Origin of the sequence: Brevibacillus brevis (assembly GCF_001039275.2) — a bacterium.
GTDB lineage: Bacteria > Bacillota > Bacilli > Brevibacillales > Brevibacillaceae > Brevibacillus > Brevibacillus brevis_C.
Window position 1 is genome coordinate 1,997,922 of record NZ_CP030117.1, and the last position, 25,504, is coordinate 2,023,425.

Annotated in this window: 37 protein-coding genes and 1 pseudogene; 27 read left to right on the forward strand and 11 right to left on the reverse strand. The window is 43.0% G+C overall.

Annotation, left to right across the window (positions count from 1 at the left end; all coding sequences use genetic code 11):
- Positions 1–9: 9 nt before the first annotated feature.
- Positions 10–1,986, reverse strand: coding sequence for a J domain-containing protein (locus tag AB432_RS10055; RefSeq protein WP_048032169.1), 1,977 nt, complete (start codon positions 1,984–1,986; stop codon positions 10–12).
- Positions 1,986–3,686 (reverse strand): molecular chaperone HscC, encoded by a 1,701-nt coding sequence (locus tag AB432_RS10060; protein ID WP_048032170.1) that lies wholly within the window; start codon positions 3,684–3,686, stop codon positions 1,986–1,988. Before AB432_RS10060 ends, AB432_RS10055 begins: the two co-directional genes overlap by 1 nt.
- 189 nt (positions 3,687–3,875) lie before the next feature.
- Here AB432_RS10060 and AB432_RS10065 point away from each other — a divergent pair, with 189 nt between their 5' ends.
- From AB432_RS10065 to AB432_RS10075, 3 genes are read left to right on the forward strand one after another with little or no spacing between them, the layout of a single operon-like run.
- Complete coding sequence (locus AB432_RS10065) at positions 3,876–5,195, forward strand: SMI1/KNR4 family protein (RefSeq protein ID WP_235617654.1); 1,320 nt, start codon at positions 3,876–3,878, stop codon at positions 5,193–5,195.
- Between the two features lie 56 nt (positions 5,196–5,251).
- Complete coding sequence (locus AB432_RS10070) at positions 5,252–5,680, forward strand: immunity 22 family protein (protein WP_048032172.1); 429 nt, start codon at positions 5,252–5,254, stop codon at positions 5,678–5,680.
- A gap of 19 nt (positions 5,681–5,699) precedes the next feature.
- Positions 5,700–6,188 (forward strand): ankyrin repeat domain-containing protein, encoded by a 489-nt coding sequence (locus tag AB432_RS10075; protein WP_235617731.1) that lies wholly within the window; start codon positions 5,700–5,702, stop codon positions 6,186–6,188.
- Between the two features lie 20 nt (positions 6,189–6,208).
- On the opposite strand, the gene AB432_RS10080 is transcribed toward AB432_RS10075, so the two are convergent.
- The gene (locus AB432_RS10080; RefSeq protein WP_048032173.1) at positions 6,209–6,406 is read right to left on the reverse strand and encodes a hypothetical protein; all 198 of its coding nucleotides are present in this window, start codon (positions 6,404–6,406) and stop codon (positions 6,209–6,211) included.
- Between the two features lie 204 nt (positions 6,407–6,610).
- Here AB432_RS10080 and sigK point away from each other — a divergent pair, with 204 nt between their 5' ends.
- Entirely contained in the window at positions 6,611–7,321 is a 711-nt protein-coding gene (gene sigK / locus AB432_RS10085) for an RNA polymerase sporulation sigma factor SigK (protein WP_007727902.1), read from the forward strand.
- Positions 7,322–7,899: 578 nt separating this feature from the next.
- Here sigK and AB432_RS10090 read toward each other — a convergent pair.
- The 3 genes from AB432_RS10090 to AB432_RS10100 form a co-directional block, all read right to left on the reverse strand.
- A complete protein-coding gene (locus AB432_RS10090) occupies positions 7,900–8,310 on the reverse strand; it encodes a GNAT family N-acetyltransferase (protein ID WP_048032174.1) in 411 nt (136 codons plus the stop codon).
- A gap of 82 nt (positions 8,311–8,392) precedes the next feature.
- Entirely contained in the window at positions 8,393–8,785 is a 393-nt protein-coding gene (locus tag AB432_RS10095) for a hypothetical protein (protein WP_048032175.1), read from the reverse strand.
- A gap of 189 nt (positions 8,786–8,974) precedes the next feature.
- The gene (locus AB432_RS10100) at positions 8,975–9,283 is read right to left on the reverse strand and encodes a hypothetical protein (RefSeq protein ID WP_048032176.1); all 309 of its coding nucleotides are present in this window, start codon (positions 9,281–9,283) and stop codon (positions 8,975–8,977) included.
- 946 nt (positions 9,284–10,229) lie between these two features.
- Between AB432_RS10100 and AB432_RS10115 the strand changes: the two genes are divergently transcribed.
- On the forward strand, positions 10,230–10,661 hold the full coding sequence (locus tag AB432_RS10115) for a hypothetical protein (RefSeq protein WP_048032179.1): 432 nt from the start codon (positions 10,230–10,232) through the stop codon (positions 10,659–10,661).
- 527 nt (positions 10,662–11,188) lie between these two features.
- Here the strand turns inward: AB432_RS10115 and AB432_RS10120 are convergent.
- Together AB432_RS10120 and AB432_RS10125 are read right to left on the reverse strand one after the other, a co-directional pair.
- Complete coding sequence (locus AB432_RS10120; protein ID WP_048032180.1) at positions 11,189–11,575, reverse strand: hypothetical protein; 387 nt, start codon at positions 11,573–11,575, stop codon at positions 11,189–11,191.
- A 142-nt stretch (positions 11,576–11,717) separates the two neighbouring features.
- Positions 11,718–11,996 (reverse strand): hypothetical protein, encoded by a 279-nt coding sequence (locus AB432_RS10125; protein ID WP_235617655.1) that lies wholly within the window; start codon positions 11,994–11,996, stop codon positions 11,718–11,720.
- A 330-nt stretch (positions 11,997–12,326) separates the two neighbouring features.
- Here AB432_RS10125 and AB432_RS30700 point away from each other — a divergent pair, with 330 nt between their 5' ends.
- Positions 12,327–12,689 (forward strand): hypothetical protein, encoded by a 363-nt coding sequence (locus AB432_RS30700; RefSeq protein ID WP_201265919.1) that lies wholly within the window; start codon positions 12,327–12,329, stop codon positions 12,687–12,689.
- Between the two features lie 191 nt (positions 12,690–12,880).
- Here the strand turns inward: AB432_RS30700 and AB432_RS10135 are convergent, their stop codons facing one another.
- From AB432_RS10135 to AB432_RS10140, 3 genes are all read right to left on the reverse strand, one after another.
- Complete coding sequence (locus tag AB432_RS10135; protein WP_048032181.1) at positions 12,881–13,519, reverse strand: hypothetical protein; 639 nt, start codon at positions 13,517–13,519, stop codon at positions 12,881–12,883.
- A 157-nt stretch (positions 13,520–13,676) separates the two neighbouring features.
- Entirely contained in the window at positions 13,677–13,817 is a 141-nt protein-coding gene (locus AB432_RS31475; protein ID WP_419178473.1) for a hypothetical protein, read from the reverse strand.
- The gene (locus tag AB432_RS10140; RefSeq protein ID WP_048032182.1) at positions 13,762–13,968 is read right to left on the reverse strand and encodes a hypothetical protein; all 207 of its coding nucleotides are present in this window, start codon (positions 13,966–13,968) and stop codon (positions 13,762–13,764) included. Before AB432_RS10140 ends, AB432_RS31475 begins: the two co-directional genes overlap by 56 nt.
- 137 nt (positions 13,969–14,105) lie before the next feature.
- On the opposite strand from AB432_RS10140, the gene AB432_RS10145 reads away from it, so the two are divergent.
- From AB432_RS10145 to AB432_RS31490, 21 genes and pseudogenes are all read left to right on the forward strand, one after another.
- A complete protein-coding gene (locus AB432_RS10145) occupies positions 14,106–14,492 on the forward strand; it encodes an ArpU family phage packaging/lysis transcriptional regulator (RefSeq protein WP_048032183.1) in 387 nt (128 codons plus the stop codon).
- An 815-nt stretch (positions 14,493–15,307) separates the two neighbouring features.
- Positions 15,308–15,802, forward strand: coding sequence for a hypothetical protein (locus AB432_RS10155; protein ID WP_048032185.1), 495 nt, complete (start codon positions 15,308–15,310; stop codon positions 15,800–15,802).
- A gap of 219 nt (positions 15,803–16,021) precedes the next feature.
- A complete protein-coding gene (locus tag AB432_RS10160; RefSeq protein WP_048032186.1) occupies positions 16,022–16,534 on the forward strand; it encodes a ParB N-terminal domain-containing protein in 513 nt (170 codons plus the stop codon).
- Positions 16,531–16,710 (forward strand): hypothetical protein, encoded by a 180-nt coding sequence (locus AB432_RS31015; RefSeq protein WP_235617656.1) that lies wholly within the window; start codon positions 16,531–16,533, stop codon positions 16,708–16,710. Before AB432_RS10160 ends, AB432_RS31015 begins: the two co-directional genes overlap by 4 nt.
- A gap of 48 nt (positions 16,711–16,758) precedes the next feature.
- A complete protein-coding gene (locus tag AB432_RS31020) occupies positions 16,759–17,004 on the forward strand; it encodes a Mom family adenine methylcarbamoylation protein (RefSeq protein ID WP_235617657.1) in 246 nt (81 codons plus the stop codon).
- Positions 17,005–17,267: 263 nt separating this feature from the next.
- Entirely contained in the window at positions 17,268–17,501 is a 234-nt protein-coding gene (locus AB432_RS10170; protein WP_048032187.1) for a hypothetical protein, read from the forward strand.
- A gap of 45 nt (positions 17,502–17,546) precedes the next feature.
- Complete coding sequence (locus AB432_RS10175; RefSeq protein ID WP_048032188.1) at positions 17,547–17,957, forward strand: hypothetical protein; 411 nt, start codon at positions 17,547–17,549, stop codon at positions 17,955–17,957.
- A gap of 76 nt (positions 17,958–18,033) precedes the next feature.
- Positions 18,034–18,678, forward strand: a complete 645-nt coding sequence (locus tag AB432_RS10180) for a hypothetical protein (RefSeq protein ID WP_048032189.1) — start codon at positions 18,034–18,036, stop codon at positions 18,676–18,678.
- Between the two features lie 94 nt (positions 18,679–18,772).
- A complete protein-coding gene (locus tag AB432_RS31025) occupies positions 18,773–19,357 on the forward strand; it encodes a hypothetical protein (protein ID WP_235617658.1) in 585 nt (194 codons plus the stop codon).
- Between the two features lie 16 nt (positions 19,358–19,373).
- On the forward strand, positions 19,374–19,688 hold the full coding sequence (locus AB432_RS10190) for a phage minor head protein (RefSeq protein ID WP_235617732.1): 315 nt from the start codon (positions 19,374–19,376) through the stop codon (positions 19,686–19,688).
- Positions 19,689–20,076: 388 nt separating this feature from the next.
- The gene (locus tag AB432_RS31275) at positions 20,077–20,424 is read left to right on the forward strand and encodes an XkdF-like putative serine protease domain-containing protein (protein WP_268811851.1); all 348 of its coding nucleotides are present in this window, start codon (positions 20,077–20,079) and stop codon (positions 20,422–20,424) included.
- A gap of 34 nt (positions 20,425–20,458) precedes the next feature.
- Positions 20,459–20,647 carry an XkdF-like putative serine protease domain-containing protein gene (locus AB432_RS31280; protein WP_268811852.1) on the forward strand — a complete coding sequence of 63 codons (189 nt, stop codon included), beginning with the start codon at positions 20,459–20,461 and terminating at the stop codon, positions 20,645–20,647.
- A gap of 143 nt (positions 20,648–20,790) precedes the next feature.
- Positions 20,791–20,874 carry a putative holin-like toxin gene (locus AB432_RS31480; RefSeq protein WP_419178481.1) on the forward strand — a complete coding sequence of 28 codons (84 nt, stop codon included), beginning with the start codon at positions 20,791–20,793 and terminating at the stop codon, positions 20,872–20,874.
- Positions 20,875–20,941: 67 nt separating this feature from the next.
- On the forward strand, positions 20,942–21,361 hold the full coding sequence (locus tag AB432_RS10200; RefSeq protein ID WP_048032190.1) for an HD domain-containing protein: 420 nt from the start codon (positions 20,942–20,944) through the stop codon (positions 21,359–21,361).
- A 125-nt stretch (positions 21,362–21,486) separates the two neighbouring features.
- Positions 21,487–22,074 (forward strand): hypothetical protein, encoded by a 588-nt coding sequence (locus AB432_RS10205; RefSeq protein WP_048032191.1) that lies wholly within the window; start codon positions 21,487–21,489, stop codon positions 22,072–22,074.
- A 217-nt stretch (positions 22,075–22,291) separates the two neighbouring features.
- A complete protein-coding gene (locus tag AB432_RS10210) occupies positions 22,292–22,615 on the forward strand; it encodes a hypothetical protein (RefSeq protein ID WP_048032192.1) in 324 nt (107 codons plus the stop codon).
- A gap of 96 nt (positions 22,616–22,711) precedes the next feature.
- Positions 22,712–22,861: a hypothetical protein gene (locus AB432_RS10215; protein WP_162630234.1), complete on the forward strand. Its 150-nt coding sequence runs from the start codon at positions 22,712–22,714 to the stop codon at positions 22,859–22,861.
- A gap of 136 nt (positions 22,862–22,997) precedes the next feature.
- Positions 22,998–23,435 (forward strand): hypothetical protein, encoded by a 438-nt coding sequence (locus AB432_RS10220; protein ID WP_053079564.1) that lies wholly within the window; start codon positions 22,998–23,000, stop codon positions 23,433–23,435.
- 134 nt (positions 23,436–23,569) lie between these two features.
- Complete coding sequence (locus AB432_RS31285; RefSeq protein WP_256434908.1) at positions 23,570–23,692, forward strand: hypothetical protein; 123 nt, start codon at positions 23,570–23,572, stop codon at positions 23,690–23,692.
- Positions 23,693–23,911: 219 nt separating this feature from the next.
- Positions 23,912–24,201, forward strand: a pseudogene (locus AB432_RS31485) (YolD-like family protein).
- 153 nt (positions 24,202–24,354) lie between these two features.
- On the forward strand, positions 24,355–25,368 hold the full coding sequence (locus tag AB432_RS31490) for an acyltransferase (RefSeq protein WP_419178482.1): 1,014 nt from the start codon (positions 24,355–24,357) through the stop codon (positions 25,366–25,368).
- The last annotated feature ends 136 nt before the right edge of the window (positions 25,369–25,504 follow it).

The window sequence follows — 25,504 nt, forward strand, 5'->3', positions numbered from 1 at the left end:
CTGCCCCCTTTAGTGGAATGTCAATGCTTTGCGAGTTTTGGGAATCTCACGAATGATACGGATGTAATACAACAGGGAAATCATCGCGAGAATGCCCAGAAGCCATGACCCTGTCCATCCTTTTTCTTCTAAGTCAGCCTTGGCATTGATATACGTATCGGTCACGAGAACCGCATTGTGCGGATGCCTGCGTTTGTCCAAAGCATTTACTATGACAGGCAACATCTCACCATCGGGTATCACCTTGTGCGTTCCTCGCATCGTAATGGAATGCTTGTCATGAATTTCTTTGGCATGGTCGTAGTCCGTAATGACTATGATCGCTTGTTGATCCAGATACCACACATTTATATAACCGGTGTCAGCGTTTAAGAGATCTCGCTCTTCGGCTTTGGCAGCAGGAATGAACTCGGCTTTTGGCTCGGGATGCTTCTCTTTGTCATAGACGCGGAGCATATTGATATAAGACGCTTTGGTCAATGTAAATTCCACCTGGTAGCCAAGCGGAGTTTGTTTTAACTCGTCGATCGTCTTAATTTGGACAGGTTTATATGTATTGACCAAGGAGTCAAACATCTGCTCCGGAGTCATCTCCAGCTTCATGGAGACAACAGCAAACATAGCGTAATGGAGCAGAAGGAGAAAAATAATCGTCCAAATGTTACGTCTGGTGTAGATGGCAAAAAATTGCTTGAACCTTGATAGATTGCCAGGCAGCCCGAGTGCGCGTAAGTTTTTTCTCCTAGCGCCTTTGGCCAGCTTGTTCGTAGCGGGCTCGGTCACCTTGTTAAACGGTGACTGTATTTGTGTCAGGCATATCTTCGCGTCGATATCGGAGGGATTATGCGAAAGCATCTCCTGAAAAACCTCTTGAGCCTTCTCCCATTCCCCTAGCTGAAGATAGCCTTTCCCCAACAAGCTGCGAGCGTCCCATAGTTCTGGCATGCGAGCGAGGATTTCCTCGCAATCCTTGATCGCATCAGCAGCATCTCCCTTTTCGAGGAAAAGTCGCGCACGATACAGATACGCATCGATGTTATCTGGATCAAGACGTAATAATTGATCAAAAGCATGAAAGGCACGATTCTTATTGCCGGTTCGCAAAAAATATTCGCCCTGTAAACGGATCAAATCGGGGTCAAGAGCGTACAGGGCATGGGCTTTTGCCAAATAGCCCTGAGCCGTTTCCCAATCATTTTCCATGAGGGCAAATAACGCATCGCTGCGCCATTCAAGAAACGCTTCAATATCCAAGTCCTCGCGATTCTCAAAAGAGTGGTAACGCAGCGTGAAGGTCCGATTGAGCTGCCCGTTCAGGTAAGCGATAAAACGTCCTGAGAGCTGGATTGCGAGCTTTTCCGATTTCTCCCGCCATTGAAAATGGGAATCGAGCAGCATCCACACCTCATGAGGCAAATGGTAGTGTTCTTCTAAAAAGTGGAGAAATCGCGTATCGATGAGTTGATGGCAGCCGACATTCCACATGGCCTCGTTATTCAGCAACTCACGCCAGTTTTCAAGCTGGATACGCTCGTAATAGTTATCGTACAGCTCTTGCGTACGCCGGAAAAAACGCTCCACCATATCATCGGGGTTCAAGGAGCGTTCGGAATGATCGTAGCTCTCCGTGAAATCGTACCGCTTGGGAATGGGGATTTCTTCTTGAGAGACTACTTCTTGCGTTGTTTCCTCTAAAAAACTGTCAAACAGTGTGAGCCGCTGTGGTGGATCGAAGATAGGTTGCTCTTCTTCCGGTTCATGCTCCTCCCGCTCATCCAGTCTTTCCGGTAGGGGCGTTTCTTCGAACATACGATTCCGCTTAGTATTGCGTGTGTACTTCAGGGCGAGGTCATACGCCTCTCGCAATCGCTGAAAGCCTTCAGGATCAACTTCCGGATTGTGCACCTTCAACTTTTTGGCATAAGCCTTTTTTATCTGGGCAGGATTGTCCGTCGGTTCAATCCCGAGAATCTCCCAAATCCCCATTAATACTCATTCCACCCTTCAAACATGTCCAGTTGCTGCTTTAATTCTTCTGCTGCTTTGGCGATGTCTCTTTCATTTTGGGTGGAGAGGACACTTTCGAAGCGGCGTAAGTAATTCGCAATGATCATCCGGTCTTCGCCCAACGCTTCCTCATACATACGTTCGCCTTTTGCCAGAAGTAATCGATTTTCGGTTCGCTCTCTAGGGTGGATTTTAATGTTTTGAAGAGCTTGAAAACGCTCCTCAATTTCTTTTTTTGATAGGCTACCTGGACTTTTTTCGATGACGGCCTTGGTTTTAACGCCTGTAGAGACGACAGTCACTTCGACTTCCAGAATTCCGTTGATGTCATATGTATAACGAACATCGATAGACTCCTCGCCCTTTTTGGCAGGGGGAACTTTTACATTCAATTCGCCAAGCTTGAGGTTATGTTCGACACGTCGGCTTTCCCCTTGATATACATCAACGAGAATGGAGCGTTGATAATCGTTAACGGTATATAGCCGTTCTACCCGGCTGACCGGGATGGGCGTATTGCGCTCGATGATCGGAAAAAAGTAGCCATCCTCGTGTTTGCCGTTTGCCATGGTTTGTACAATACCCGTACCGAGTGTGTATGGGCAAACATCGGTCAAAACAAGCTCGTTTAACGCCTGGTTGCGTTCCTTGAGTGCTGCCTGAATCGCTGTTCCCAATGCAACAGCCTCATCAGGATTAATATGCGAATAGGGCAGTTGGCCAAATATTTTGCTTACGATGGATTTGATAAGAGGCATGCGCGTTGCACCGCCAATAAGCACGATTGCGTCCAGTTCCCGAGGGGAGATGGATGCGTCTCGCAATGCACGCTCGATCGGCTGACGAAGTCGTTGCAGCAGAGGAAACGCGAGATTTTCCAGTTGATTCCGGCTGAGAGTCGTTTCAACCAGCGCTCCCTGAATATTGACACTCATTTTCCCTTCTTGGTCGGAAAACATAGCGCGCTTGCACAACTCAGCTTGTTTGTGGATGGACGAACGTGTTTTGCTGTCAAGCGAGTTGATGTCGAGTCGATGGGCTTCTATAAAATAAGAGGCAATCAGATCGGTAAAGTCTTCGCCGCCCAAAAAGTTGTCTCCAGCGATTGATTTTACTTCCATCACACCTTCGAACATTTCCAAAATAGAAACGTCAAACGTTCCGCCACCTAAATCGAATACGAGGAATTGTGTCTCGGATTCCTCCTGATGGAGGCCATATGAGATCGCGGCGGCAGTCGGTTCGCTAATCAAGCGTTCTACTTTCAGCCCAGCAAGCTCTGCTGCTCGTTTCGTTGCTTTGCGTTGTGTGTCGTTGAAATAGGCAGGCACACTGATAACCGCTTCGTGAACGGGGTGCCCTAAATGAGCCTCAGCATCCGCCTTCAACGATTTAATCACAAACGAGGAAAGATCTTCGGCAGAAAGGGAATATCTCCCCAATTGGTACCTTTTTTCTGTCCCCATAAACCGTTTGAAGGTAGAAGCAGTCCGATCAGGGTGAGTTAAGAGGCGCTCTCGGGCGATTTTTCCAATCAAGATCTCGCCGTTCTCATCGACGCTGACTACAGAAGGAGTCAGTGTTTCTCCGAGCGCGTTTGGAATGAGCACGGGTCCATTCTCAGTCCAGTAGGCCACCAGACTGTTTGTCGTGCCCAAATCAATTCCAATGGTGGTCATCAGTTAGGTCCTCATTTCTGTGTTTTTCTACTAATATCGGTAAAAGTAGAGGCTTTGTAGATCATTTTACCATGAAAAAAATGGATATAATTGGTGCTTTAGTAGGATATGAAATCGAATTTTAGATAAAGAAAATAGAAATAGAATTCGTAAGATAGAAAACGACAAACGAGAGAGGTCGTTGTGCCGATGCAGCAGCGAATGGAAAAATGGTTTGAAGCGTGGAAATTACTTATGCACGATATGGAGCGACAAGGTGCTCAGGTTTGGCCGCTCACGATAGAACCACCAGCGGCGCTGGAAGAAATCGAAAGAAGAGAGGAAAGTCTCGGGATCCGCTTTCCCGCGACGATCCGTACTATTTTGCTTACGGGCAGCAGTCAAGTTCAAATAAATTGGTCGTTGCCATCTCGAGCGTTAGATCCTTTTTCACTCAGTGGAGATTTGGGATGGTCATTGGATGCATTTGAGTGGCCGTACTTTGGTGGAGACGAAGCGGATGAGGACGAGAAAAGGTATCTTTGTTTTCACGTCGGCGGTAATGGCGATATGCTGCTCATCGATTTGTCGACAGGCGCAGATGACCCACCCGTCTATTCATGGGGGCATGAGACAGACGAATTTTTATTGCTCGGCAAAAGTTTTACAGAGTTCGTAGAGCGAGTCACGGAGCTCGGCTGTATTGGGGCAGAGTGCTGGAATTATGAAGCGCTTGCCGGGGTAGAAGGCCTCGATGTTGAGGGGCAAGTCGCACAAGAGTGGAAAGAATGGCTGCAAATCTATCGGACGCTAACCTTTGAAGAGGCCGCACAAGATTTCGAGAAGCTGGTCTTGTTTGCAAAAATGCATGGTGCAGGAGATTCACGTATCCAAGAGGCATTTGTTCAGTATGATTGGGAGCCGATTTTGCATAAATGGGTAGCACAAATCGAGCAGGAAACCTCATCAAGCAATTTGTTACTCTGGTGCCAGCTCATTGTCGAGACAGTAGGCAAGAAGGCAGGGAGCTGGGTACGTTCGCTCTGGGAGTCCGAGCCACATTATGAACGGATAGGCTCGAGTCTACGTGCCTATGTAGCGGCAGCTTGTTTGCCAGAAGAAGAGGGCTTGCAGCGAGTTTTGGCTGAAATGGACGAGGTCGTTGCCAGAAAAGAATGTCTGGTTGGCTATGCTGCCAACAGTCATTTGCATCACTTTCGCTCCCGTGAAGTCATTTTGTGGATGGAACCGCATGTGGCGTACCCGATCGAAGGCTGGGATGAGCTATTCGCGGTATCACGTCCACAATGGGATGATCTGATTCGCTGGCTGGACGGAAATGAAGCACAGCGGCAGATTGCGTTAAGTGCTTGGGGCAAAATGCTCGCAAGTGGTGAGTCCCCCTCCGGTGAAGCGAATTGGCAAGAAATCAATCGGTTGCTGGATGTAGCGTACGAAAAAGCCATTCTGCGCAAGGAAAAGGAGCGTGTAGATCGCATTCGCGCTTCCTTGGAAATAGCAAAGCATTAGACGAAGGGGCATGAACCCGTGTTTGTACAAGAGGAATGGAGCGAGGGGGAAAGACAATGAGAAATGTGGTAACGGTATGGGGAACAACCTTGCAGTCTTCTGATGAACTAGCGGATTTTCTGACTCCGGTTTACGATGAAAACGGGGATGTGATACCGTCTGGCTTTTTAACAGCGTCGGGCCTTGAATGGATAGACGAGGACTTTTTTGAAGTGCATGAGGTACAGGATGCAGAGGCCAGAGCGGACTTCTTCACGTATTTGGAAAACGAATATGCGATGAATGCAACGCTCAATAGAAAAGAATGGCCCAAACAGTTAGAAGAGGAGATTGGCAAGTACCCACATGTGATTTTGCTGTACGGCAATGAATCGCGGTACGGTCCGATTAACGAAAAATTGTTCGATCTCACTGAGGGCGGGCAAGAAAAAGAGGCACCAGTGGTCCTGCTCGCCAAGCTAGTATTTGAGACAGAGGAGCAATAAGGAGCAGGAAGGAGTGAATATGATGGGAGAGACAGAGATGACTTATCATTTCGCAGATTTATATGATGCAGCCGAACTGGGAGACCTTGAGCTCGTAAAAAAGATCGTCACGCAACAGCCGGAATTGCTGCATGAGAAGGATGAGTATGAGTTTTCCGTACTGCATGGAGCTGTGATGACAGACGATGTCGACCTTATTGCGTACTTGGTAGCACAGGGAGCAGATGTCCATGCGAAAAACGATGAGGGCATTACCCCGTTGCATATTGCACTCTATCCAGAGGTTGCAGAGGCGCTCATCGCGCACGGTGCAGACATACATGCCAGCGCTCATGATGGAAGTACCCCGCTGCACACACAGGTTGCGGATGGAGAGGAGCGTGTGGATGTGGTAGAGCTGCTCCTGGCTAAAGGTGCGAATCCTAACCAAAAGGATATGGAGGGGCAAACACCATACGATATAGCACGAGATCGAGAAGACGAAGAGATGATGGCTTTATTTGAATAGGGGAAAAAGGAAAGCGTCCGTTATGATTTCGGGCGCTTTCTTTCTTGCTCGAGTGCTGCGACACGTTTTTCCAGCTCGTCGATGGCTTTTTGCTTGATTGCCGTGCGTTTTACGATGAACAAGCAGCAAGCAATGACAAGTGCTATAGGCAGGAAGAGGATGACAAGTTGAATGAGTACAGTACCCCATTCGATCGACACGGCGCCAAATTCTATCATGGGTAATTGCTCCCATCATTCATTTTGTTCATTTTACCAAGATATCCGATTTTTTTTAAGCTCCATCCATATGCAAAAATGTGAATCCTTTACCATACAAGCAACAGTGAATTAATCGACAACAACTCCCTGCGTACAGGCACGCATAGGCGACCGCCCACATAAGGATAGAAGTAAGCTATTCCAGACGTGGAGGTGGCAGCCATGTCCAGCATTATCGCGGCGCTTTCCCTTGTTTTTAAAGAACTTCTTGTTTTTGTGGCTTATGTCAAGAACAATGCCTTCCCGCAACCGCTTCAGGACACCGAAGAAGAAAAGTACCTCCGACTCATGGCCAAAGGCGACCCTTACGCCCGCAACAAGTTGATTGAGCACAATTTGCGTTTGGTGGCGCATATTGTGAAGAAATTCGAGAACACGGGTGAGGACAGTGAAGATCTGATTTCCATCGGTACCATCGGCCTGATCAAAGCAATCGAGAGTTATCAGGTGGATAAGGGCACCAAGCTGGCTACGTATGCTGCGCGTTGTATTGAGAATGAAATCCTCATGCATCTAAGAAGCTTGAAAAAAACAAAAAAAGACGTATCCTTGCACGACCCAATCGGGACGGATAAAGAAGGCAATGAAATTACCTTAATCGACGTCCTTGGCACAGAAACCGACGAAGTGGTCGACGCAGTACAGCTCAAGCTGGAGTCCAATAAAATTTACCAGCACATTCACATCCTTGATGAGCGCGAAAAAGAGGTCATCATCGGCAGATTTGGGTTGGATCAGGACAAAGAAAAGACACAGCGCGAAATTGCACGTGAGCTGGGCATTTCTCGTTCGTATGTATCCCGTATCGAAAAGCGAGCGTTAATGAAGTTGTTTAATGAGTTTTATCGTACGAAACAGCCGCAGAATCGGTAGTTTGTTCGCAGCGGAGGAGCTATTTTGAGGTAACATTTCGTAGCTCGTTCTCTACTTCCATTCAAAGTTAAGGATAAACAGATGTGAAAAATGACATTTCATTACAAAATTTTACACAACAAGCGTTTTTTTGTGGATATTGGGATGAAGCCACTCGGATGCCGGGTGGCTTTTCTATTTGCTTGCTGATCAAGACGCTCTTATTGGATCAGTCAAAACGCAAGTGGAAGGGGTGATTGTACGAATCCAAGGAATGGAGGACCAAAAGAAATAGCGTAGGGCAAATTACTATTAGAACTTAAAAATGAAAATTATGCCGATAACGGAACTTTTCAATAACCTAATAACTAAAAAATTCACGGAGACAACACTCCTTTTTCTAGGAGTGTAACGCGGGAGGATAGGACAAAAAAAGCAGGGCACACAAGCTCAATTAAGTTAAATCACTCATTATTTTTGCTGAATTATGTAAAAACACTCCAAATTCCAATAGCTAAATAAAGAAAACCAAATAAACCGTAGGCATTTGAGGCAAAAAAGTAAAAACTCCCCCTGGTTCGGAGGAGACTTGCAACTAACTATATTGGCGCAACACGAAACATTCCTGTTAAAGCAGGGTACTGTTTAAAGTCGTATTTCTCATACAGTATCTTACCTTCGTTAGAAGAAAAAAGACCAATAAAAGCTTTATCGGGAGCATTCTCTTTTAGATAGGACATAAGGTTGTCCATAATCATTGTCCCTATCCCCATTTTTTGAAACTCCGGAAGTACAACAATATCTTGGAGGTAAAAATAAACGTACCCATCGCCGATAATTCGGCCCATACCAATTATTTTACTTTCGGAGAGAACAACAACTGAATACAAAGAATTTTCAAGTGAGTCTTTGATCACTTTGAAATTCATCATCTTTTCCCAACCAACCGAAACGCACAATTGATGAAACTCTTCAAGAGTAGGGGGGCGTTCTATAATCTCAAATGACATATAACTCCTCGCTTCCAAATTTTCTATGTCTGAGGATATAACTTCATTTGAGACACCCCCTAAAAGTTGATTAGTGAAGATATTACCATTTTTTGCTTGGAATATCTACAATCTCGTAAAGTCTTGGGGAAAAAGTAGATTGTGTCACATTTACCTTCCCTACAATAGTAATAGTACCATCAGTGTTTAATTTGCGAAGTTGGTATCTAACATCAGATGAATAACTGTCATCATGTGCAACTTGATTATGAACCAATAGATATGCTTTTCCTGCATTTAGATTAAAGACTGGGCTATAAACATAGTTAGCATTTGGAATTGAGTATGAATAGTTAGAAAGGTTCGTAGCTGGAACATTCTGTTGGCTTAATGTTGGAGCTTTCTCTGCTGATGCGGAAGCAACAGCCCCAGAGAGAATTAGTCCCATTGACAACAGAGGAATGGTAACCATTTTCCTTACTTTACGAAAAGTCATTTCATAGCACTCCCTATTCTTTAATTAAAATTATTAATTGGTATTTTTTACAATATTTGGTTTTGTTTGTGATCAAACGGATGAGTAATAAGTAGAGCCTTAAGGCTTCGGTAATGACAGCAAGTCATTCATAGAGATGATACAGCAAAAGCAACGTACAACTGGGAATGAATGGATTTATCAAAATAGTTAATGAGCAAATATCAGTTCTCGAAGTTGCGTTAAAACACTAGGTAAGTATTCTTGTGGATGCAAAAAAATCGCCACAAACACGCTTATTGGTATGGCTACAACCCAAATCAGACTTTTGAATACTCTTGATTTTAATTTTTGAGTGATAAACAGAGAAATTAACAAAATAGCAATATTTAAAATTAATGTAATTGGAATACTTACAATTCTACCAAGACCTGTATAAGGAAAGTAATCGAGCAATAAAAGTATGGTAGCTATACTCGGAATCACGGCTAAAAAGAAAGTTATTACTGGCTTCTTCATTTGGTGACCTCCTAATCTGGTTGTTTGCAGTTTCACTTAATTTTCGTGCTGCGATTCCCATAATAAGGTACTCGTGAAATGAATAAATCTATCCTGTCCGTTAGGGTAATTTGTCTTCAGTCTCAAACGATATTTTCATCGAATACTTGGAGTGCAAGTCTTTACCAATAGCGATTTACCAAGCTGCTATAAAAGTGGCTGCTTAACAAAACGGTAATTTAGAAAATGTACTCTAAGGCTGTCAAAAGTATCCCGAAAAGCAAGAGTATCCAGCCAATCACTAATGTTATGTAGGTTAAAAGCTTCCAGATTCCATAAACAGAGCCTTTTCGTAAACTAATACGACTCCACAGAATCATCCATAATCCAATCAGGGTCGCTTCCTTTTGAAGGACTGGAAAAGCAACACATATTAATAGACCTGTGATGAAACCTAATAGTATCAATTTTTTTGAGCGAGTCATATAAAGTACCTTTCGAATCCCAGATTTATGTTTCAAACACTATATACATTAAAATGATTATTCCTTGAAGTAAATACAAAATTTGACACAACACGCGATTTGATAAATGGGGAGGGCATCGCTATGAAAGTAAATCTGTACTACATCGCTCTGATCGCGGAGTTTATTCGATAGAAGATCGGAAACAAGACACCATTTCGATTATCACCCAAGAGGAAGCGATAACAATTTTGGTTGCCGCAGATTAACAAAACAATCGATTTGTTAAAAAGGGGGGGTGAATTGTGCATGATGAACTGGTAGAAGTGTTCGACTCGTTGTATAGCGCCATCGTATACAGCCCTGCGACGCCGACATTCAAGACCAAATTCATCACAATTACAGTCATTTATCTCCTTAAAATGTGCTTAAATAAGATATCTGGTGAAGGCGTTATTTATGGAAGCAATCATTTCAGATGTTAAAACAGAAAGGAGCTCGCTATGATCTGGATTGTTCCACCTTATGAAGTAGACAAAGTATCTATTATTACTGTAACGGAATGGGTAGAAAAACAAGCTAGATATATTAGACAGGCAGTGGCAGAACACTATGCCATCGTTGATTTCGTAATTGAGCCATGTCAAGGTCACATTGGCTTTAAGAATGAAGCATTGATTCAAGATGATTTGAAAGGAAATAAAGAGTGGGAACAACTGTTTCCAATATTGATATGTTGCATTTATGACGCTTTAAAAGAGTTTATTCAATATCAATATCACGAACGAAATCTGGCAATTGGCAATTTCATGTTCAAGCTCATGAGCCTTGAAATCCGTCCTGGAGATAGTAGAGTGACGGATTTCAAAATAGCAACATATATCGGTCTGAGAGAAATATTTGAAAATAATGAAGCAAAGACTAGTACAACTTAGCGATCAGTATTTCGTTCTACAGATGATTAACTGAATAGCCGAATTTGTTAGTGATTTCTACAAGTTGGGGAGAGTAGGATGCAAGCAAGGAATCTATTTGGAATATGAGCATTTTCGAGAGGGGAGATATTTGGTCTGTCCCTCAAACGGTTAGTCTATCGTTACTTAACAAAAGAGAAATTGTGATGAGTCGGAATCAGAGCAAACTTTTCTCTTATAAACGATTAATTTCTCGCATAGAAAACACAGCTCTTGTATCGTTAGGGGTTGCCCTGAAGCCAATCAACTTGCCTTCTGCTTCTCACTTGTAAACTTCTTCTTTTGGAATGCCTAATGCGTTAGCAACTTGTGTTGCAGTTAGGTAAACATCTTTCTTACCAAACATGTTTGCTCATCATTTCTGCATAACTAGATAATCTCCATGTAAGTAAGATCGCAATCAAAAGCTATCTGTTTAACAATATATTGTGAAAGAAGGAAACAAAAAAGAGTCCTTCTGTTAGAAAGAAGGACTCTGGTTTAATATCTTATTCAACACTAAAGTAGAGCGTCTTTTCCACGCCACCGTACTCAACAGTAAACCAGCCAACATCATTTCCTGTAGATCTTGTCGCTTTAACCATAGCATATGCAGTTTTAGGTTGTTTGATATACTCGCATGCTTGTTCATCCGTTACGTTAACTTCATTTGATACAAGCTTGGATGTTCCGTCCGAAAAATGAGCAGTTACCCAAATAGGAGCATAGTCATAAGGATAGAAATTGTAAGGGATATCTTCTTCAATAACAAGCTTGGTGACAGTCGCTTGGGCCGTAACATTTGATTGAACAGCTTGAGGTGTTGCGGCACTCGCTGATGAAATAATGGCAAAGACTGAAAAAATGGATAAAGCTACAGATGCTAATCTTTTCATTTCTGTCATCTCCTAATATTTGAATTCGTATAAAGATTACCTTTGGATACAAAAAAATACAATATTTTTAATTCCGAAATATTCTTTTATTTCGAACAGAGAACAGGATTGAACACAATATTTCGGGAGTGAACTGAAGATTTTAGTCATCCCAGTTTTCGAAAATCGAATCGCCAGCACACCACTTCTCGTAATCAAAAAGTTCAGGATTTTGGATGAGTTGAAATGAACGGGCTACCCATTGTTGGATGAACGTATTTCGATTGGAAGAAGCCTGTTCTACAAAAGAACGAACTTCTTCAAGGTGGTTTTTATTACTTTTAATTTTGACAGCATCACCTACTAATAGATATAGACAAGCTAGAAAGACTTTTCGCTTATCCTTTGCTACTTTCGGGTTAACAGATAATGATAATAGCAAAGGAGCAGTATCTATAGTAGTGATAAATAGGTCCCAATCTTGATGTGGTAACTCTGAATCATTTGAGAACGCTCATTCGCGGATGTCATAAGTCATCGTATCAACTACTTTCTATAAAAAAATAGCCCCCAGCTGGGAGCCCGTATATATGTGTAGATGAACTGCGGGTGTTGAGGGATGTTAACAAATCGTTAGGTGAAAGTCTACAAAAGCAACGACGAGAGTATGATCAGTTGCAAGGTGAAGTGGTAGCAGCAGAGACGAGCAAGGGCGTGAGGATGAAAGAAAAGAATTCTTGGGTTTCATGAAACACACATTTGTTTCTCAGTATTGCAATTATGCGGAGGCAAAAAGCAACTAACTGTAGTTCATGAACAAGCTGGGTCGATGGTAGTCAATTACCCTGCATGCAACTTATCCGGGCAGCAAGGAGTTTTGCTTGCAGGAGCCTTTCCGCAGTGTTTTGGATTTGCACGGGTATATGGCAATCTGCCAACAGGGGCGATTGTGGCATTTGCCGATCTGGTGGGTTGCCATAAAGTTATCGGGAATAAAGGTAACGTATCCGCGTATCTCAGCAACTCTAAAGTTGTAGACGGGCACGAATTGCTCTTTGGTTATTTCGACTTTGGACGTTACGCCTGGGAGATGGCGAATGTAAAGCCTATTGATCCGGTGCCAACAAAAGGGTAGCAAGGACTCTGGAATTGGAATTAGGACACCTAAAGAAAAGAAAAAGCACCACTAAGGGTGCAATCTCCAAACGATTATCTTATGTCTCTACCGCTAAAGGTTCATACCAAGAGCGAGGGGGAACCCTATGCATACTTACAACTGTAAAAGTGAAGTCATGTCTTTTCAGAGTACAACAAATAGTAACAGTCTTATTTTAGAAGTGCGAAAGACTCATTTATTTTTAAATCACCATACAGTTGGTCAAATAGCTTGCCGTCTTCAGATTGGGAATCAAACGGATTGGACTGTGGCGTTGTATACACATACACCATGTCATTTGATTCTGCAATGGATGTCCCTACAGGCGGCCCTTCTTCGCCAGAGAGGCGAGTCCAATCAGTTTTCGTAAAAACGGAGATCATCAGAAGCGCTTCAGAACCTTTTCCATCTTTGGTCGAATAGTCGAATTGCACTACATGCTTGGCTGATGGCAGAATTTTGTCTGCATCTGCACCTTCGTATTGGTTCACCTTGTAATGCCCGTTCCAAGAAGTTGGCGGCTTAAAGCTGAAATTTGCTTGAGGGTTAGTGTAAAGGTCAGTTTTTCCGCTTTCTTGCGCTACAGGCTGTACTGGCTGTTCTACTTTGGCCGCTTGCTGAATCTTGTCTGCATCTGCACTTGAAGGTTCGTTCACCTTTTGATGCCCGTTCGAGGAAGTCAGGGGCTTAGAGCTGAAATGTTCTTGAGATTCAGGTTGTTCTACTTTGCCATAGTTAACAGCGAGTAAGATGCCGATCACTACGACGGATGTCAGTATGATGCCGATGATGATTTTTTTGAAATTCATGTTGGTTCCTCTTTCTTTGTATAAGGAGTGATGTTGCTTATAAGGTTATTATAAATGAACAACATATGAAGATAGTTACAGATAAGTGACATTTTTCTATTTCATAAAACGTTTTGACTGGCATTTAACATAAGAGAAAAAGTGATTCTGAATGGAATCACTCGGCAAATATCACAGGGACATTCATATGAGTAGCAAGCTGCATGAACTTCCCCAATTCAACAAGGTTACGAGAGATTCGCTCAGCACTGTGACAGATTACCTTGTTTACCACCCCAGCCTCTATGTCCGCAATCATCTGAGACAGACAGATCAGAGTCAATGGTTTTAATGTTGATTTTCATATACACCTTATGGGCTGCATCTTGGACAAGCGGCATGCAGGACTCCAATTGTTTTTCAGTCTTTCGAAAATCGTTGAAGGCAGTGCGGATAAATACAGCAACCATTATGATCACCTCAAATTGAACTCTTGCGTCAAGTTTACAGCGCAAACAGACAAAAAATAGCCCCCAGCAGGGAGCCCTAATAATTTCTTTCGCCAAGAAAATTATAGCATGGGCTGCCACGAGGGGGAGTTGGAAAGATGAGCGCACAAGAGCAACTGTCATTTCTGGAACCAGTAGACGAAAAAGAAGTCAGAAAGGCTGTTGTCAAAGCATTAAAAGAATATAAAGCCCTTCGTGTTGCTGTACAAAATAAAAAGGAGCGACAGGAGAAGGGTGTCGATCAACTGTTTCCACGGCTTCAAAAGTCTGAGTCCACGAATGAGTTGAAAGCAAGACAGATTGAAAGGGCGTTGCAGTACTCGTTAGATGAAGTAGAGCCCCAGATCATCGAAGAGAAGTATCTCTGCACGTCCAGGGTGAAGGACATCAATGTATATCTGGACTTAGGTCTGACAAAAGACCAATTCTACACAAAAAAGAAAGAGGCAATAATGCAAATTGCTACGGCACTCGGAATGATCTGAGTGCCCTTTTTTGTGCGAAAAAGCCCAACAAAATCACGATAAAATGCAGGATAAATCTCGGACTTTATCAGGGATAAAAGGCAGGACGATTTGAAATGTTATGGACGGTAATCTTGAGTCAAGAGCAAGCGACTCCGGCTCTTGGGAGATACCGCCTATCCCTTATCAATGGTGTACCTGAGCGAATCTATGGGTGATGATGAATGTGACCTTACGAGAGGGGGACATTCTGAGCCTGAACGCACCAGTTGCGACGAGCGTAGCAGGGAACCATGCAATTATTTTTGTTTGTATGCATTACAGCGGTTTTCAAGTTTTGGGAACCCCTCTCGGAGCTTTGAAAAATCGCGAACTACTCTGCTGGGATGTATCGGACAGAGGCCTACATGCGAGACTTACGGCTCCGGCCACTCGCCCCTTGTCCAGTATCTCTCATTTTCGTATTGGCCAACCCTGTCAAAGAGTGCAGAGGCTTTTTTCCGGTAAGCAGGGGCAAATGCTTACTGATTGTTCTGCAACGCCTCCTAAAGCCTGTGACCGGAGTAGGCGTAAGGATTGGCTCGCGGCGGAGGCCCCTGCAAAAAAGAGTGGGGCTTTTGATATAGACAAGCACCTGCCATTACCTCAGAATGGAAGTATAGGGGGTGATATTTTGCCAGAAATTTATCTAGGAATTTCGATACCTGATATTGTTGTTAGTTCGAAAACTATTCTTCCAACTATCGCAGGGGTTATTGTCACAGTGATACTAATAAGAAATAGTTTAAATTAAGCACCCACACGGTGCTTTTTTTCATGGAGGTGGGTGAAATGTAGTGCGCCAGTATGTTGACTCAGTGACAGGAGAAATATACTACACAGAGGAAGTGTTGCGCCGGTCAGACGAAATTGTAAAAGTATTTCGACCCGTAGGCCGTAGCTCAAAATTCGTGAAGATCAAAGCCAGCCAAAAGGCAAAGCGACGGCTCAGAAAGCTGTCACTCGCTGAGGCTGGTTTTTTGTTGAAGATCGCTCCTTATGCCAGCGAGGGAACTAACCTCCTGCAAGGCGACAATGAGCGCGGACAAAAGGGGACGCCGCTTACCGTCAAAGACCTTGCCCGCATCGCAGACTGCTCCTATCCTACAGCACGCAAGATCGTGAAGACATTCATTGAGCTGCACATCATGCGTCGAACTGACTTGGAAGGACGGTCAGCATTAGCTATTAATCCCCTGTATTCTCTCAACGGGAAGACAGCAGAAGCGTGGCTCCTGCACCTATTTAGCCAGGAGATCACAGAGGCAGGAGAAGACCCAAATTTGGACTAGGGGGGTCGCCAGTAGCCAACTGCCAGCTAAAGCATGAGGCTCTAAGCTTCAACCCCATTTTTTACGGTGAAACAATACATATACTTTTCCGCTTGAATAGTAGTCGTTTGATTACACCTACAAAATATGGCATCAGCCCAACAGCATCAAGGCATCCAGCAATTTAGTGGCTGGCAATATTCTTTATTCTTACTTTATTGCCACGAAGGAGCTAACAGCATGGATATACGTAAAATACCAGTCTCTAAAATCAACTCAGCCCCTTATAATCCACGGGTCGATTTGCAACCCGGCGACCCCGAATACGAGAAGCTGAAACGATCCATTCAAGAGTTTGGATACGTCGAGCCACTGGTTTGGAATAAGCAAACAGGTAATCTAGTCGGCGGGCACCAACGCTTTAAAATCCTTGTAGAGCAAGGAACTACTGAAATAGAAGTTTCTGTTGTGTCCTTGGATGAAATCCAAGAAAAGGTTTTGAATGTTGCGTTGAACAAGATCAGCGGTGATTGGGACACAGACGCTCTCACGCAATTGCTTGTTGAATTACAGCAGGAAGGGGGAGACATTGGCTTATCGGGCCTTGATGATGTAGACCTCAAGCAAATGGTCGGAGAGATCGAGATACCAAATTTCGAAGCTGGCACAGCAGAGGACCAAGGGGATCTAGGTGTATTGAGTTCGAAGTTGGTTACTTGCCCGCATTTCGGGGAGGAATTCGAGCGTGATTGAATTTGAAAGTCGATTGGGCGACACATGGGGCTACGAGATTTGCTTGCGAGAATTTTCACTTTAGCCGCAGTTTGCCAGCAGGAAAATCGGTGAAGGTGGGAGCATGGGAGAATGGCCAATTTATCGGGGATGTTATTTTCAGCCGGGGAGCGACGAACTACATCGGTTCACCCTAGGGTTTATCGCAGCGCGAATGCTGTGAGTTGACGCGAGTTGCTCTGACAATGCACCAATCGTTTGTATCGGAGATTTTCGCTAAGGCTATCAGATTCCTGAAAAAACAGTCTCCAAAGGTTGAACTGATTGTCATCTATGCCGCCGATGTTGAACATAATCATCACGGTGGGATTTATCAGGTAACCAACTGGATTTATGAAGGTAAAACGAATGGTGAGCACTATTTCATCATCAAAGGGAAGAAAACTCATCCAAAGTCGATTCACTCTAAATATGGTACTGGCAGTCAATGAATCGAATGGATTAGGAGAAATCTTGATGCCGATGCAGAGTTGTATTACACGGTAGGAAAGCCTAAGTACCTGATGCCACTAAGCAAGAAGATTCGGCGCAAAAATCTTGCCTTTGCACAAACCTTATCCAAAATAAAAAGGGAGACGCGTCAACGTCCTCCTTCACCCGGGTCACCCCCGGCTGAGATAGCGATACCTGCGGCCGCAGTTGTCTTCACTCGCTATCTCGTTTTCCATTTTACAGGAAAGCCGAGGGTGCCACAATGAAAACAACTAGAGAACAGTCTTCTCCTGAATCTATTGACCTTCTATTGCAATATCAAATCGAAGTAATGGAAGGCATCATGGAATCGAAAGACCAATACAGGAAAGTCGTGAAAGCAGCCATTGCAAAGTGGGTTAAGGACTTCCAAGCAGGCAAAATTGAAATTAAAACAGTAGATGACTTGAAAAAGTTGATAGATCTAGACATTGAACTGCAAAAGGATAATTTTTGAGACTATTTCCGCTTCTGTACGTAAAAATCATACAGGAGGGATCACATGGCTAAATTGAAAGAATTCTTTTTGTTTGCTTTGGTTTACATCGGAATGTTTTTTATGATGCTGAGTTTTGTTCTTCCTTATGGAAATTTTACAGCATGGGGGGAATTTACTAAAGGAATTGCACAAATAAAGGTAACTGTGGCGTTGGGGTACGCAGCGCTGATAGCTGCTATAGCTGCAACTCAAAAGCATGCAGGCCAGTTTTCAAAGAATAAGAAAGCTTTATATAACATTATTAGATTATTTTGTCTCATGATTTTTTTGGATATGTTTTTGTATGGATATTCTTTTAATGTTTTTTTTCAGAAGGTTAATTTGATTATCTATGCTGGTAGTACATTGGTGTTTATAATACTGACGGTAGCAGTTCTAAAATTAATTCGAATGATGATTAATATAGAAGAGTAAAGAGCATTCATTGATTTGGATGCTCTTTCTTTTTTCAAAAACAACCCCATGAAGTGGTGAGGTGGTGGTCATGTAGATGGCGAGGAATCCTGAAAAGAAAAAATGCAAGGCAAGGAGTAAGCAGCGCGACGAGCAATGCAAAAACTGGGCTAAGCCTGGCTGGGATGTGTGTCGTTTCCACGGTGCTGGCGGCGGTGCCTCAACGCGCAATACCAACGCACTCAAAACAGGCGAACATCAAACAATCTGGATGGATGCTCTAACTCCCGAGCAACAGGAAGTTTTGGCTAGGGTCAATTTGGAGCCGTTGGAGCAAGTGAACCAATCAATCAAGCTTTACGCTTGGCGTGAACGAGAGATCATGCTGAAAATTGCTAGAATCGAGAGTGGTTTGACTGAAAAACAACGGCGAGTGCTGCAAGAGCGCCTCACCATAAAAGAGCCTGTGCAAGTCCACGATGACAAATCTGGACAAACAAAAACAGTCGCCCTGTCCCGGGAAGAATTGGTCACCACGGAAATTGAGGAGACGGAGTACAGGGCAATCGATGACATCCTTCACCTACAGGAAGCTCTTACGAGGGTGACAGACAAGAAACTCCGGGCTGTCGAGATGAAGCACAAGCTAATGAGTGGAATCAACCCTGAAACAGTCAACATTCAGCAGTACCTGGAGGCGTTAGGGACAGTTGCTGAGGAAGCCTGGGGAGATGAGAAATGAAAAAAGGTGGAGCAAAGTTTCAATTTAAGCCTTTTTCCCTCAAGCAAAAGAAACTGTTGTTTTTTTAAAACGGTTCATACTTGGCCTATGGATTATGGCAGAAGGCATTGTGTATGACATGTTCTCAGAAGATGTCCACGTCATCGACGAGTTACCAGCATCATTTGATCGCCTCATCGTTGGCGGCGACTATGGTATGAACAACCCAACGACATTTTTGTTAATCGGACAAAAGGGAACCGATTTTTATGTCATCCGGGAGTATTATTATGGTGCGGGTCAGAAGAAGGGTCAGAGTGAGGAGGAAGCACAAGTAAGGCAAAAAACAGTAGCTCAGTATGTAGATGAATTTATTCAGTTCCTTGGGGATGACAAGCCGCAGTATATTTTCCTTGATCCATCAGCAGCAGCGCTTATTATCGAACTGAAAAAACGTAGCTTCGCGAACATTAAAGGCGCGAACAACGACAGGATAGACGGCATTCAATTGGTCCAGCAACTTCTTGGCGGGCATGAAGGCCGTCTTTATTGGATGATCCGATCGTTTAAGAGAGCGATTGAAGAGGGTAAGACTCCTGTGGAACGAGCTGTATTAATCAAAGAGGTAAGCAAGCAGCGAGGAAGGACCATTCAACATAAACCGCGCTGTTACTGTAGCGAGAACCATATCCACGGCTGATGCAAATGGAGGCAAACTGGAAGGCCGGAAGCAGTCGGGGCTTGTGAAGAAAAAGCGGTGGCGGGCAGCGAATAACAAGCGCAAGCGCAAGGATCACAAAAAGGCAAACGGTCAGACAGTGGACATCGACGAACATTTCGATGTAGGAGGTGAAAAACTTATGCACCCAGGAGACCCGGCAGGAAGTGCAAATCAAATCGTAAAATGCAGATGCACGATGCAAGCTGTGTTTGACGAAGGGAACTCGTCCGATTTAGTGTCAGGGCTCAATAAAGAAGCCCAGAATGTTTATACAACTGCAATGCATTTGAAGATGACTTACACACAGTAATAATCCACTCCTCCAGTTGCAGGATTACGTGATTGATAACATCTTGGACATGGAGTATAGCTACAAACATTTTCTTCAAAGCATCGATATTCCCACTGTCTTGTTCGTGGATTAAACCTTCTAACACATCTTGGGCGAACACGACACGACACACCACATCGAGGTAGAGGTAACATCGGTGGTCTTAGCTGTGTTGGTGTAATTCCAGGATAGTAAAAATTATGTTGATTATAGTTATACATCGAGAGTCCCCCTTATGGGATTTCTACAATATCCTATGAAAACTTTATCCAAATTCTTTAGGGGAGTGCCTAAGATCATGGAAATTTTTACCGTTTATTCTGTGATGAAAATTTTAGTTCAGTATGTCGAAAGGAGGTGAACATTTTTGTCATACGCATTGAAAGACGCAAGAATTACGCACATTTCCCTCGTGGATAAGGGCGCAAATGGTAAACCGTTTGCGATCATCAAGGAAGAGGGTAAAGAGCCATTACAGAAAGATATCCGCATAGCAAAGGCGGACAAGGCCAAGCAGATCGTTTACGGCGTCGTATATGAGCCTGATACCGAAGATGCACATGAAAATCAGATGACAGAAGAAGAAATCGAGAAGGCAGCTCATGGTTTCATAGGGCGTCAGAACACATACAACATCGATAAGCAACACGATTTAGACGTAAACAAAGGTACATGGTGGAATCGTACATTGGCCTGTAGATATGACTCTAGGTGATCAGGAGATTAAGAAAGGGTCCTGGGTGGTTGGCGTGAAGGTAATGGACGCTAACACATGGGAGCAAATTGAAAAGGGCGAGATTACAGGCTTCTCTATGTGGGGAGTAGGTAAACGTGAAAAAATTGAAGGAGCCTCTTCGGATACCGATGATGAAACGGTAGAGAAGGGGCTTTTGCATTCCCTTGCCAAGCAATTGAAGCAGAAGAAGAGGAGAAGGTAAGCACATAGCTTTCTCCTTTCTCCCGAGCGGTAGGCGGTTGGGGAGAAGTAAAGAAAAGAACGCTCTGAAATAGAGCGTCTAGATGTTATAATATTCCAAGTGTAATTGAATCGGCTCATCCCCGATAGAAAGGGGGTGAGGCCATGACGGTGTTTGAGGCAATATCATTGATGCTCACTTTCGGGCTTCTGATCGTTGCCGTGCTTTCGTTCCACAAAAAGAAGTAGACCACCCTTGAGCTTGGTAGGCTTGGTGGTCTACTGATGACAAATTGAGATAAAAGAGGTGGGCTACATGGATTTAGATAAAGCGATATTAATTGCCGTAAATGCTCATAAAGGACAAACCGATAAAGGAGGGTACACTTACATTTTACATCCATTAAGGGTCATGCTATCTATGGATACTGAGTCATCAAGAATTGTGGCAGTCCTTCATGATGTAGTTGAAGATACAGATGTAACACTAACTGATTTGCGACAGCAAGGTTTTTCCGAGCAAATCATAACTGCCATTGATTGTTTAACTAGGAGAAGTGGAGAGTCATATATGCAGTTCATTGAGCGGGTAAAACAAAACGACTTAGCAAGGGCGGTAAAGATAGCAGACATTAATGACAATAAAGATTTGTCTAGGATACCAAGTCCAACTAAAGAAGATATAGAACGACTCAAGAAGTACAACGAAGCATTAAACCGGCTGTTATCACAATAGTTAATGTAGATGGCACACTCTTTTTAGAGTGTGCTTTTGTCGTAATATGTCGTTTGTTCCCGAAATGTTTAAACTGACTGGAAAAGTGAGGTGGGGTAGAATGTAGGCGGGAGGGAGTGGTATATATGAGACAGGTATTCATTTTATTTGTATTTCTGCTTTTAACTGGCTGTGCTAATGTATCGAATACAGACAAGAGCTTGGTTGAAGTATTTGGCGAATCTACCAGTGAAATAAAAGATAAGCTGACCAATACGTCTGACTGGTATCATAATTCTCGATCGTTCCCCGATCTAAAAGCTTCATCAAAATGGTTCGAACGTGACGAAGGTAACGGATTCAAGACATATTTTACTTTTTCTGAGGACAGTAATCATGCATTCGGATTAGTTGTAAACAAAAACGAGAACAAGTTAGTTCAGGTTCTGGTAATGTCGTTTTTGGATCCAAAGTTTAATGAGAATGCGAGTGAAAAGGCATTTGCCTCAGCCCAGATGATCACCACTGCGGCAGGCTGGACATTAGATGAAGCCAATGAAAAAATCAAGCAAATAACAGAAACTAGTATAGAGAAAGATATAGATCAGGTAAGTCACAATGGATTTGTTTTGAAAAGAGAAAATAAAAAAGTGGAACAAATGGTATTCTATTCGATAAAACCTGAGAATGAAGAGGTTCCTGTAGAATTTATGAGAGTGTTAACTAATACATAGCAAGCTAAAACCACCTAGCAATAGGTGGTTTTCTATTTGGAGGTGATACAGTGGGGGCAGTTGTAGGGCTTACCGCATAGATCCAAGCTAAAAATCAATTGAGTCCAGAACTTCAAAAGTTGATTGGTAGTTTGTTGACACCCTCGCCGAGATAGCTAGCACTACGACTGACATTCGTGGAGAGGTACTCGGCTCAATCGTTGAGTACAGCACCCAAGTGACGAAGTTTTTGGATACGCCTGAAAAACTAGCTGCTCTAACCAAGGAAATGAATAATCTGTGGTCGATCGATAAAGTACTTGATGCTTTGAAGGAAGCAACGATCAAACTCGACAATCAAGGTGATATGGTCAATGTTTTGAAGACAGCGTATGAGGCGCAGGACATTGATTCAGACGAAGCTCAAAAACGAGCTGAGAAATCAAAAATTATTGCCGAAGCGATTCACTCGTCAAACGCGGGAGACAATCAGTTCGCTATAGCAGCTTTGATGCAGACATTTGGTGGCATTCAAGAAAAAAAGTCAGACAAGAACTATTGAACGAATTGGGAGGTGGCCCTGGGGAAGATATCACGACTGCATTTGCTCCTCTTCTACAGGCTGCGGGGCGGATTGGTATGGCTGACCCAAGGGAGTATGAAAACATATCAGGACAACGACTCATTACAAGGGTTTGTTCAGGCAAAAGCATTGCTCACGACTGAGTTGGTTGGATTAGGATTACTGTCAGATGAACAAATCCAGGCTCTCCAGCACGCTTTTGAATGGATCATAGACGCATTCTAAAAGTGATAGATTTCCTACCGGATAAACAGGGGATTTTATACTCTATTCTTTATAAATATAAAGTAAATACTTTGCATTATTTGGAATAAAATGGTATTATAAACTCGTAATCTAGAAAATAATGGGAGGGAAACTTATGAAAAGGTTCAAACCTATGTTAGTAGCTTTGGGGTTATTTACTGCAATTTCGTCTGTAACGGCAGGTGGTGCATTGGCAGCAAATGATAATTGGATTGTAAACTCTAAATCTTCTATACAATCTGTAAAAACCTCCTTCAGATTTGATATTAACAGTCATCTTGAATCTGATCAGTTTGATGTAGCTGAAGGTGAAACTATTAAAGTTACTGTTGTACAATGGTTTAAGAATAGTAATGCAACAGGAAAGCCAAAAGTTTCGTATAAACTGTATAATATAAATAGTACCGAAGCAAAAGGTTCAAAGTTAATTGAAGGTACGTATACAAATACAAACACATCGTTTGAATTTCCAAATCTAAAAAAAGGAAAGTATTATATTAAAATCATAAATGAATCAAACTCGACGGTAGCTGGAAACGGGTATGTCGAGTAATAGATGCTAAACCGCTGTATAGGGGCTGTCTAAAAAGTCGATTTTCCGACTTAGAGACGCCTCTTTTTTTGTTTGCGTGTTCGCATTATGTTTGCATATAATGCGAACAAACATTCTTATTCGGAGGGAACGACTTGATTAAGGAAATGCAAAGAGCAATAAACCAGCAACTGCACATTCAGTTTATTTACCTCGGAAACAACAAGAAGACGTCGCAGCGTACTTACGCCCACTGGCGATTTTTGGAGACAGACTGAAAGCTAATTGCCTTACACGAAAGGCGCCGAGGGTTTTTGTCATCGATAACATTCTTACTATTGAACCGGTGGTGAGCAGCCATGCTATCTGATATCGAGCGGAAAGTCTTGCGAGTGATCGGAAACTACTCAGCAGGGCGGCGTAGAATGCCAACAGTAGACGAATTGTGCATCAAGACAGGGCGAACTCGTGGAGGCATAATGACAGTGCTGGAGTTATTGGCAAAAGCAACTACTCCAAAAAGACCGACTCGGGATGAATTTGAATTAGAAGAATTGGGAAATCAGCTCGCTGAAGCTAAAGATGATGGCGACAAAAGATCGTTGTCTGTTTGGGGATGTCGGAGAAAGTGTGGGGGCGGATCACGGTTCCTGACTCGCGTACTAGACTCGTTCACGTTGAAATAGAAAAGAGAAAGAACAAATTGAATGTCTTCGAAAAAACTATGACCCGTATCTGTAAAACAGCAGAGACTGGTCTTTTGTTTATTTTTGGTAGGGGAAAATAGCCATACATTCCGATATTTACAAAACAATGCTATTATCATTAATGGAAAACTGTTACAGAGGTACCACAACATAGAGAGAAGAGAAGGTGCATTCATACGAGAATTAAAGAGATTGATTATCTAAGGGCTATCAGTGCTATTGCAGTAATCTCAATCCATGTAACAGCGAGTTATGTAGAAACTAGTGTTATGGCGTTTGCTTGGAATCAGGTAGCGCGTTTCGCTGTACCAATGTTTATTCTACTTTCAGGGTTAAGTCTTGCCTTAAGTGATCGGGGGAGCATAGGGAAACGTGAGTTTTTTAAAAGGCGGTATAATAAGATCTTACTACCGTATTTGATCTGGAGCATACTTTACTTTATCTATGCCCAGCGATACAATCTTGGGTCAGCCGAACCCTGGGTTCTTTTAACAACGCTAGGGAAGCATATGGTGAAAGGTACGGCTTACGTTCACCTATATTTCTTGGTGATCATTTGCCAACTCTATCTAATATATCCATTCTTGAAGAGTCTTCTACGGACGAAGACGAATTGGACGCTAACAGTTTCGTTTATATCGACCTTAGTAATGCACATGGCAATTTATTTACATGCCAACCAACTAATCGTACTACCTAGCATCAAGGTACCTTATGTTATTCTTTTTCCTGTATGGGTGTTTTACTTCGTTTTGGGAATGTTCGTGGCAATGAGATTTAATGAAATCTCAGCATTTGTCGGAAAGCTGACGCTCTGGCAAACTTTTGTACCATGGTTTGCCTCTCTGATCGTATTGGTGGTTGATAGTAAATGGACGGACACTTTTGCCTCCTCAACTAAGCCGAGCACTTTGTTGTACACGGTTGTTAGCGCGTTGTTCATGTACAGGCTGTCAACAAGCATGACTGATTGGCCAAGGAAGGTATTACACTCGGTCTGTTGGTTCTCTACCCATTCCTTTTTCATTTACCTGATCCATCCTTTGATCATTAGTGAACTGTTTCACTTCAAAGGATTGAGAGTAGGAGATTCAGGATTGGTAATGTTATTTATACTAACGATCGTATGTTCCTGTGTCCTTGCCTATATGAGCAGTCGGTTTAAATTCGTCCATTTGTTCGGCGGAGTCTTCATCAGACAAAAGCAGAGAAAAGAAATTGATATAGCGGTAGATTATCCAAATTGAGAACTTATTGTAGATTATTGCGAATTTCTAACTGGGCACCGTAAAACACCAAAGGTAAACGAACTTTGAATAAACATCTAGGAAAATCCCTTTCCTGGACATTATAAAGGTTAGCTACAAGTAATTACCAGCACCA